This is a genomic window from Haloferax mucosum ATCC BAA-1512, assembly GCF_000337815.1.
GTDB lineage: Archaea > Halobacteriota > Halobacteria > Halobacteriales > Haloferacaceae > Haloferax > Haloferax mucosum.
Genome location: NZ_AOLN01000017.1, coordinates 123865 through 132396 on the forward strand (window position 1 = coordinate 123865; position 8532 = coordinate 132396).

Genomic DNA, 8532 nt, shown 5'->3' on the forward strand with positions numbered 1-8532 from the left:
ACTCTCACTCACTTCCTTCTTTTATATACTATCCCGCTTTTTTCGCCCGGCCCTTGGTTTCGTGTGGAGTCTCGATTCATCGTGAGTGACGACTCTCGCGGAGATCGGGCGGGCGCTGTTTCACTCAGCGGGCCAGCCCCCTTAGTGAGTGTGACTAACGTCACAACTGCGAAAAAATAACCCTCCACCACCGCAGCTCCAGTTGATCCACGTGAAGGATTGCAGATTATTCTCAGTAGGACAGGAGGTTTGTGCAACCGTGCTTGTACCAACCTTTACTCCACAGTCATATTTACACACGAGGTCATGGGGAGTACTCTCGAAAGGTCTGAAGTTGTTTGATTTTTCCCAAGTCAATTTCTGATAGGTTGATTACAGTGCGACGAGGCTTACCCTGACCAACAGACATTTCGATGAATAATCTCCGTTTGACAACCAAAGATTCGAGGAATGAATTGTAGTCTGTGTATGGTCCAATAGTTCCAATGAGTCCTCTTTGTCGATCTACAACACCGATATTCCATTCAGTATCTTCTCGAGCAAGTACAATATCTAAATCCAACCTCCCTTCCTCGATTGATTGCATCGTTTCTTGATTTGTTTCTAGTTCAAGACATACATCTCCATTCTTGTCTTTAACAACACGACGAATTTCGGTATCACTCGAACCCCGGATTAGGTCAATATTTCCTTCGGGGTGTTTGATAACTGCAGCAGTATCTTTTGAATTGAATAGCGCGACTTTGAATTTAATGCTTTTTCCGTTGTCAAGGTCGGACATCACTTTGGAAAGTATCTCATCGTCTGCATCAATCGAAACAGACAAATTTGCACCGCAGTTTGCGCAATGCTTGGGAAGCGAATCTTCAGAATTTGGCACATACGAAGTGGCTGTCTCACATTCCAAACATGGCAATAGTATTTCAAACAACCCGTCTTCTGTTTTCCTAAATCCCGGGAAAGCAGCGACTGAAACCACTCTAACAGAAATATAGGTGGATAGCATGAATATGAGTATAAGCACAGACACCCCCCCACGGAGAGGTATGGGAAGAGGAAGGAAGAGAGCTGAGATTACGGCTAACACTACTGAGAGAAACCTAAGTGGTTTCAAATATTTCTCACCAGCGTCCTTCCATTTTGTCACAATATATCGAGCATGGTCATTGTTGAGTGTCAGCTCTAATTCCCGATCACGGAGCGATAGCTGACTTGGGTATACCGCATTCCGTATCCACCATTCGTCTAATTTCAAAGCACTACCAATTTTCTCCAGACACTAATTATAGTATCCCACCTCATTTCGGGAGTTAGTCTTTTGACCCACGTTGTTCTCGCAGTTCCTCGAGCAACCCACCACCCGAAATCGAGACTTCACCGGGGATTGGTGACCACCGGGGGGCCGCCAAATCGCCCCCTAGTGTAAGTAAGTATACGCCCGGTGGGGGGTGTGTGGTGGTGGCCACTTCTCGAAGTATCCGCAGTCTGCCGGTTCGACGTTTTGGACCGACCACGGCCCCACATTCGTAACGAGTCACATCGAAGATAGAACTAAGTAGGATTGGGTGGCCGATGGGTTGTCAACAATGGTATTCCGAAAGCTCCGAAACCACGACGGCACTCCGCTTGTTGCACTCGACCGCGACGATCTCGTCCTCGACGGCGTGATCTCTGCGGACGAGGAGGACCGCGAGGATCAGAACATGCACGTCCAGCGATTGGGGAAGGGAGTGTACGTCGTTCGGCCGGTTCCGGAGGACGGTCCTATGCAGCCGCTTCACGAGACCGAGCTGTTGCAGGGCCTTGTTAAGTAGGAACTACGATACCAATCACCATTGAAATCGGGAGAGCTTGACCAGTTACAAGATCACGCGTGCGATTAGTAGCGACGCGGCCACTTGGTAGAATGGCACCCCAATGATCAGGGCGACCACAACTGGTACTATTACTACTGCCCGATTTGTTGATCGGATCGTCTGGTCTTGTATTTCTTTTTTCATGGCGTTTGCCCTCTCGGGCCTAGTTCATACGCCTTTAATCCAGACTTTAGATCAACAGTAGATTTTGGTGGACGTACTACATGAGAATTATCTAATTATGTTTAACTGTTCGAATTGAATAATAGTTCAGTAGTCTAAGATGTGCTACTTTAGGATTCACCACAGTTGCTTCAGAAGTTCTCAACCATTCTTTCAGCTGTTTCCTCCCGGGGTTGCTCGCGAATGTATACACTGTCCTTGATGTATGCACCTTCACTGCCTCTAACGGCGGTCACCGTGCATAGATTCAAACCAGCTCGGGCGACTGTCCAACGCGGTCGCGGTTATGGATACCCGGAGTATAAGAAGAATCAGCGGTCACTCACTCGAGATTCACGCAAACCGACCCCGGGTGCATACACGACTATTTAAATTCGGAGTTCGTGGGCGTCTCGGATCAGCCATCCAGCGATTCAGTGACCAGTTCCATTCCCTCGTCGGAAAGCCACCACACTGGTACCTTCCCCCCAGATTTCGACTTTAACAGCCCTGAATCGGCTAATTTCTTCAGTCTCGGGAGAGTCCCTTGATTTGAAAAGCTAATCGCCTCTGCAACCTCCCCGGTGAATAGAACAGGATCATCAGAGCGATAGAAAACGAGGAGAATCTCAAGGTCGTCAACTGTCTCTTCCCTTCCTCCAGCCATTACGGTCGATTTCCCCTTCCTTGTACATATTCTCACCTGTTGTATAGTTGTTTGACCGAAGCTGTCTTCATGTGAAAAGCCAGTTTCATGCAAACAACTAAGTCAATTCCACCGAGACTGTCTGAAACGGAAGCACCTTCGCACACCTATCGCTCTCCGATAGGTTCCGAAGAAGCGGACCTCGCTGCTGTAACAGCAGGCCCGCACGGGCTTCCGTGACCTGACCACGAAAGCCATGTTCGACTCACCTCCGTGGGGCCTTGAACCTCGCGCACGAGAGCCAGCACAGCCAACGAAACCCCGTTTAGTTTCACTCACAGAAACCCCGCATTTCGGCGGTGCGTCCTGTCAATCAGACTACTTTCACTTTCACTCTGCGCACGAGAAATCGTATTATTACCAATCGGAATGTCAGTTCGACTTGATGACGACTAGGCAGGTTATTCGAGTCGAAAACCGGATGGATCGCTGGCGGTACACGTGTCCCCGTGGACACCGGACGTGGGAACCAACCAATCACCACTTCTGGTGTGAGCGGTGTGCGTCCGCAGAGAACGTCGATGGGGCGTTCGACCAACTGCGGGACAAAGTGACCGGCGAGCTGTTCGCCCGCGACGAAGTGTTGTTGCTGACCGAGACCGGCCCGCTCGACACCGATCTGGACACGGAGGGGTCAGCATGAGCGACGACTTGGAACCACTCTCCCCCGAGGAGGGTGTCGAGATGTACCTCGATCTCCGTGAGGGCGAGATTGCTGAAACGACATTGATGAACCACGGCTACCGGCTGAACCCGTTCCTCGAGTTCTGCGAGGAAGAGGAGATCGACAACCTGAACGATCTCACCGGCCGGACGCTGTACAAGTACTACAGCCACCAGAAGGATTCAGTGAAGCCAGTCACGCTGGACAACTACCTCACGACGCTTCGGGTGGCGCTCGATCTGTGGGCGGACATCGACGCCGTAGAGGAGGGCATTCGTGAGAAGGTGCCGCTTCCGAACCTGAAGCCGGAAGACGACGTGCGCGACCGCGTGTTGCGTGCTGACCGCGCGAAGAAAATCCTGAACGGACTCGACACGTACCGCTACGCGTCTCGAGACCACGTTATCATGCTCATCCTGTGGCACACCGGGATGCGCTCGGGGTCGATCTACTCGCTCGACGTGGACGACTACGACCCGGACGTACCGTGTCTGAAACTCCGGCACCGCCCTGAGGAGGGAACCACGCTGAAGAACGCGGAGAACGGCGAACGTGACGTTTCACTCAGTCACCTCGTCGCCGCGGTCATTGACGATTACATTGCTCGGAATCGCCGCGACGTGACCGACGACTACGGGCGTGAACCGCTTATCACGTCGGCACAGGGTCGTCTCACGAAAGGGTCGTACAGAACGACGATTTACACCGTGACTCAGCCGTGTGCATGGGGTACGTGTCGGCACGCGGACGTTGACCCGGAGAAGTGCGAGGCTGCACACAATCGCAATAAAGCGTCTGGGTGCCCTTCGACGGTCTCACCGCACGACATTCGGCGGGGTGCTATCACCGAATCGCTGAACGAGGGTGTACCACTCGAGATCGTGAGCGAACGGATGGACGTGTCCGTAGACGTGCTGGACAAGCACTATGACAAGCGGACGCACCGCGAGCGAATGGAGGTTCGTCGCCGTGTTCTTCGGGAGGTGCGAGGGTAGTATGTTTTTCAATCAGCTGGTGGGAATTTACTCTCTCGCCCTCTTCCCGTCGGGTCCGTATACTTCTGGAACGCTATAGAACCAAAGAGCGAGTGCTGTGCCCGTCGAATTAGCAGATTTCTCTAGCAACTGATTCCGTCACGCACTGTGACGCAGGTCATCGCCTGCTATCGTTTCGTAGCTTCAAACACAGGGGAGTCGTAGGCACACTCGATAACCAACTCTCACCCGTCCCTATCGGGTTCCAACGGGGTACGGTCGAGGCCCACCGTATCGTAGTCTTGTTCACTGGAGAGGACTTCCTCGCCGCTCGTCGCAATCACACCAGCGTGAAGTGCATCGAACGGCGTCAGACGATACTCTTCGAGGAACGCCGCCGCCGCGAGGACTGCATCTTCGTGTTCTTTCGGCGTTATTGGAACGAGTTCGAGGAGGTTCGCAATCGCTCGTGGGGCGTCGATGTCGTATTCGGACTGCTCGCGGTCGTAGAAGAGAACGAGAACTTCTGCGTAGGCCAGAATCGACGTGTGGATGTCGTCGCGTTCTTGGAGTGCTTCGAGTGCTGAGTCGCGCAACCAGTCTTCGTTTTTCACCAACGCAATCAAAAAGTCTGTCTCGACGTACACGTATCAGGCCTCGCGGTTCTCCGACCGCTCTTGGTCCTCAGCTTCGATTTCTTCGGAGATTGCTCTCCGTGCGTCTTGTTTGAGTTCGTCGGCTTCACTCTCCTCGAAGGCGTCACCGACTGCCTCACGAAGTCCCTCTAACGGGCCCTCATCGACGGGGAAGAGCGCAACGTGACTCGGGAGTTCGACGATGCGGTAGCGCTCTCCAAATCGCGACCGAACATCTTTCGGGAGATAGATTCGTCCCCGTTCGTCCGTAGCTTTTGACATGGTTCACATTTTACGGGAAGAATCAAAAATCTTCCCGTATTTTCTGAGACTCTCCCGTTATTCGAGTTGCAGATTTTACCACAGGAAGTTTCGAAGAAAAATCGCCAGACAGCGAACCGATTAAATCAAATCGGTTACAGTTTATGACGCATTCCCGTCGGGTCCGTATACTTCTGGAACGGTGTAGAGCCAAAGAGCAGGCGCTGTAGCCGCCGATTTAGCATATTTCCCCGCCAGCCGGTTTCGTCACACATCGTGACGAACCCAACCAGCGACATACAGCACAACAAGTACGGCAGTACACTCATTACAGCAGCACACATAGTTCACAGTATGCCCGTAAGCATCGACGACTTCGAGTCCGGTGAGCTCCCCCGAGGACCGAGCGTCCCCGAGCAGGTGGTCACGTACCTCTACACGCACAGCGACCAAGCATTCACCCGCTCTGAGATTGCGACTGCCATCAGCGAGAACCCGAATACCGTCGGAACTTCACTCTCCCGCTTGAAGGACCGAAACCTCGTTCGTCACAAGGGCAAGTTCTGGGCGATTACGGACGACGAAGAACGTGTCGCCGCCGCCTACGACATCCACACCACGAGCGAGCGACTCGACGACGAAGACGGCGGCATCGACGCCGACAAATGGGACTCGGTAGCCCCGGAGACATCGCATCCAAGCGAACGAGACGAGGACGACCAATAGATGCAACCGGAGCGTGGTGATGTTGTCCGAAGTTCTGACCCCTTCAAACTCGGTGACGACAGGCAACGACCGTGGCTCATCGTCAACAACGATACACACCCCTTCGGCGACCAGCAGTACATCGCCGTCGCCATCTCGACGAAGGAGTACGACGATTCACTCCCGCTCACCGATGACCTGTGGGAGTTCGGTGGTGTTCCTCGCGACTCGTTCGTCTCATGGGCAGTTCACTCACCTCGCAAAAAGGACTTCGTCGCGTGGCAAGGGCGTCTCGAAGAGACGTTCGTAGACCGTGTCGTCGAGCAAGTCGAAGTGTATCTGAGGTAGTCAAAACGGAGGTTGCTAATTGCCAGACTGCGCTCCGATTAAAGCAGCCCCGCCACGGCCTATGACACAGTTCCATCGGGTCCGTTCGCTTCGCTCACTCCCCCGACGTGACGAAATTACGTTCGCACCCCCCAGAAGAACGCGATGCCGAGTACGGTAACGAACGAGAGCAGTAACTGTAGTGGAGCGCCGACACGGATAAAGTCGGAGAACTTGTACCCGCCGGGACCGTAGACGAAGAGATTCGTCTGGTATCCAACCGGCGTCATGAACGCCGTCGAGGCGGCGAAGGTCACGGCGAGGACGAACGCGAACGCGTTCGCACCAATCGATTGGGCAGCACTGGCGGCCACTGGAATCATCAACACGACGCTCGCGTTGTTGCTGATAACACTCGTCAACAGACCGGTTGCGACGTAGAACACCCATAGGACGCCGATTGCTGGCAAGAACGTCGCCGTCGAGGCGACGGCGTCTCCGAGAAGCGCTGCCGCGCCCGTCTTTTGAAGTGCGGTCCCGAGCGGGATAACGCCCGCAAGAAGGAAGATAACGTTCCACTCGACCGACGAATAGAGTTCCGTCGGCTTGAGGACGCCAGAAAAGACCATCGCGACGACTCCAGCGAGCGCCGAGACGACGATTGGCAAGATGTTCAAGGCAGGCAATGCGACGACGCCGGCGATGATAGCGACTGCAAACGGTATCTTCTCGCTTCGATAGGTCACCTCGTCGAACTCGTGGGCGACGATGAAGTCCTCGTTCTCGACGAGTCTGGTGAGGCTATCCGGAGGTGCCTGCACCAAGAGCGTGTCGCCGACGCGAATACGGATGTCTTCGAATCGGTCGCGGACGACGTCACCTCGGGTTCGAAAGGCGAGGACGTTCGCGCTGTAGCGTTGTCGGAACGTCGAGCTTGCGAGTGTTTCACCGACGAGAAACGAACCCGATGGGATGACGACCTCGACGAGAACCGGTTCTTCCTCGCCCGGATGCAGGTCGCCTTCGGTCCGAGGACCACCTGACAGCCTGAGGTTCTCGGCGTCCATGATCTGTTCGAGCGTCTCTCGGTTCGTCCTGAGTCGGAGCGTGTCGCTCTCGCGGATCTCCTTTCGAGCGAGGGGGTCCGAGAAACGCTCACCGTACCGAATCAGCTGTAACACGTCGATGTCGCGTTCGTCGCCTCCCAGTGCCTCTTGGACCGTCTGTCCGATCAGCGGCGAGTTTGCGGGAACGACGACATCTGCGAGGTACTCCTGAAGGGCGTACTCTTCGACGAGGTCCTCGTCGGCTGGGATTCGTTTCGGAAGCAATCGAACGCCGACGGTCATCAGATAGACGGAACCCACTGCAAAGACGACCACCCCGAGTTTGGTGAATTCGAACATTCCGAACGCGTGGAGACCGAGTTCGGGCGACTCCGCGCCGATTTGGGCGGCGATATCGCTCGCAAGGATGTTCGTCGAGGTCCCGATGAGCGTGAGTGTCCCACCGAGCATCGACGCGAACGATAATGGCATCAGTAGCTTCGAAGGAGAGGTCTTGCCGTTGTGTGCGAGGTCGTTGATGACCGGGACCAGAATCGCGACGACAGGTGTGTTGTTGATGACTCCCGAAACGGGACCAGTGATACCGATCGTCGCCGCGAGTTGCTTGCGTCGGTTAGAGCCAGCAAACACCGCCATCTTTCGGCCAATAAGTTGGACGATTCCGGTTCGATTGACACCAGTACTCAAGATGAGCATGGCGAGGACGGTAATCGTAGCCGGGTTGGCGAATCCCGAGATTCCCTCTCGCGGGGATATCTGTGTCCACGGTTCGAGAATCATCAAGAGGACCATCAGCAAGATAGCGGTGACATCGATTGGGAACCATTCGGTCGCAAAGAGAATCAGTGCGAGGAGAATGAGCATGAAGACGACGAGCATTTCGGTAGTCACAGAAGTGAAGACCGAAAGTGGAGTTACCAGGGTCTGTAAAGAAAAGAACATACAGACAGGTGGTACTTGCGACTCAAAAGGACTTGTATCGACATCGGCTGGCCGACGAGATAACACACGCTGTGCGAGTTGAAGCGGACGTAGTCTGCTCGTCTCCCGACGTTCAGAGAGCGACACCCTGGTCGAACAGCGGGATTCGTGTGGTGGGAAGTACCGATTCATCGGAAGTACCGATTCGTTCTGCCGAATCAGACACACTTGGAACCCAGAACCAAAGAAAGAGA

General features: G+C 54.3%; 10 protein-coding genes. 5 read left to right on the forward strand and 5 right to left on the reverse strand.

Going from position 1 to position 8532, the window contains the following annotated elements; translation table 11 throughout:
- Positions 1 to 304: 304 nt before the first annotated feature.
- Positions 305 to 1087 carry a hypothetical protein gene (locus C440_RS17425; RefSeq protein ID WP_152417879.1) on the reverse strand — a complete coding sequence of 261 codons (783 nt, stop codon included), beginning with the start codon at positions 1085 to 1087 and terminating at the stop codon, positions 305 to 307.
- A 499-nt stretch (positions 1088 to 1586) separates the two neighbouring features.
- Here C440_RS17425 and C440_RS12540 point away from each other — a divergent pair, with 499 nt between their 5' ends.
- Entirely contained in the window at positions 1587 to 1814 is a 228-nt protein-coding gene (locus C440_RS12540; protein WP_049915804.1) for a hypothetical protein, read from the forward strand.
- Between the two features lie 622 nt (positions 1815 to 2436).
- Here the strand turns inward: C440_RS12540 and C440_RS12545 are convergent.
- The gene (locus C440_RS12545; protein WP_008320867.1) at positions 2437 to 2685 is read right to left on the reverse strand and encodes a hypothetical protein; all 249 of its coding nucleotides are present in this window, start codon (positions 2683 to 2685) and stop codon (positions 2437 to 2439) included.
- Positions 2686 to 3145: 460 nt separating this feature from the next.
- On the opposite strand from C440_RS12545, the gene C440_RS12550 reads away from it, so the two are divergent.
- Entirely contained in the window at positions 3146 to 3367 is a 222-nt protein-coding gene (locus tag C440_RS12550; protein WP_008320868.1) for a hypothetical protein, read from the forward strand.
- Positions 3364 to 4383: a tyrosine-type recombinase/integrase gene (locus C440_RS12555; protein WP_008320869.1), complete on the forward strand. Its 1020-nt coding sequence runs from the start codon at positions 3364 to 3366 to the stop codon at positions 4381 to 4383. The genes C440_RS12550 and C440_RS12555 overlap by 4 nt, the downstream gene beginning before the upstream one ends.
- Positions 4384 to 4607: 224 nt before the next feature.
- On the opposite strand, the gene C440_RS12560 is transcribed toward C440_RS12555, so the two are convergent.
- The gene (locus C440_RS12560; protein ID WP_008320870.1) at positions 4608 to 5009 is read right to left on the reverse strand and encodes a PIN domain-containing protein; all 402 of its coding nucleotides are present in this window, start codon (positions 5007 to 5009) and stop codon (positions 4608 to 4610) included.
- 3 nt (positions 5010 to 5012) lie between these two features.
- Positions 5013 to 5279, reverse strand: a complete 267-nt coding sequence (locus C440_RS12565) for a hypothetical protein (protein WP_008320871.1) — start codon at positions 5277 to 5279, stop codon at positions 5013 to 5015.
- Positions 5280 to 5612: 333 nt separating this feature from the next.
- Here C440_RS12565 and C440_RS12570 point away from each other — a divergent pair, with 333 nt between their 5' ends.
- Entirely contained in the window at positions 5613 to 5984 is a 372-nt protein-coding gene (locus tag C440_RS12570) for a hypothetical protein (RefSeq protein ID WP_008320872.1), read from the forward strand.
- Positions 5985 to 6311 carry a hypothetical protein gene (locus C440_RS12575; protein ID WP_008320873.1) on the forward strand — a complete coding sequence of 109 codons (327 nt, stop codon included), beginning with the start codon at positions 5985 to 5987 and terminating at the stop codon, positions 6309 to 6311. It abuts the gene before it with no gap.
- Between the two features lie 116 nt (positions 6312 to 6427).
- Here the strand turns inward: C440_RS12575 and C440_RS12580 are convergent, their stop codons facing one another.
- A complete protein-coding gene (locus C440_RS12580) occupies positions 6428 to 8236 on the reverse strand; it encodes an SLC13 family permease (protein ID WP_008320874.1) in 1809 nt (602 codons plus the stop codon).
- Positions 8237 to 8532: the final 296 nt, after the last annotated feature.

What these genes read in the sequence shown, in the direction of transcription:
- C440_RS12570 (WP_008320872.1), top strand. Translation starts at nt 5,613, where the DNA reads ATGCCCGTAAGCATCGACGACTTCGAGTCCGGTGAGCTCCCCCGAGGA.
- C440_RS12565 (WP_008320871.1), bottom strand. Translation starts at nt 5,279, where the DNA reads ATGTCAAAAGCTACGGACGAACGGGGACGAATCTATCTCCCGAAAGAT.
- C440_RS12545 (WP_008320867.1), bottom strand. Translation starts at nt 2,685, where the DNA reads ATGGCTGGAGGAAGGGAAGAGACAGTTGACGACCTTGAGATTCTCCTC.
- C440_RS12580 (WP_008320874.1), bottom strand. Translation starts at nt 8,236, where the DNA reads ATGCTCGTCGTCTTCATGCTCATTCTCCTCGCACTGATTCTCTTTGCG.
- C440_RS12550 (WP_008320868.1), top strand. Translation starts at nt 3,146, where the DNA reads ATGGATCGCTGGCGGTACACGTGTCCCCGTGGACACCGGACGTGGGAA.
- C440_RS12540 (WP_049915804.1), top strand. Translation starts at nt 1,587, where the DNA reads ATGGTATTCCGAAAGCTCCGAAACCACGACGGCACTCCGCTTGTTGCA.
- C440_RS12575 (WP_008320873.1), top strand. Translation starts at nt 5,985, where the DNA reads ATGCAACCGGAGCGTGGTGATGTTGTCCGAAGTTCTGACCCCTTCAAA.
- C440_RS12555 (WP_008320869.1), top strand. Translation starts at nt 3,364, where the DNA reads ATGAGCGACGACTTGGAACCACTCTCCCCCGAGGAGGGTGTCGAGATG.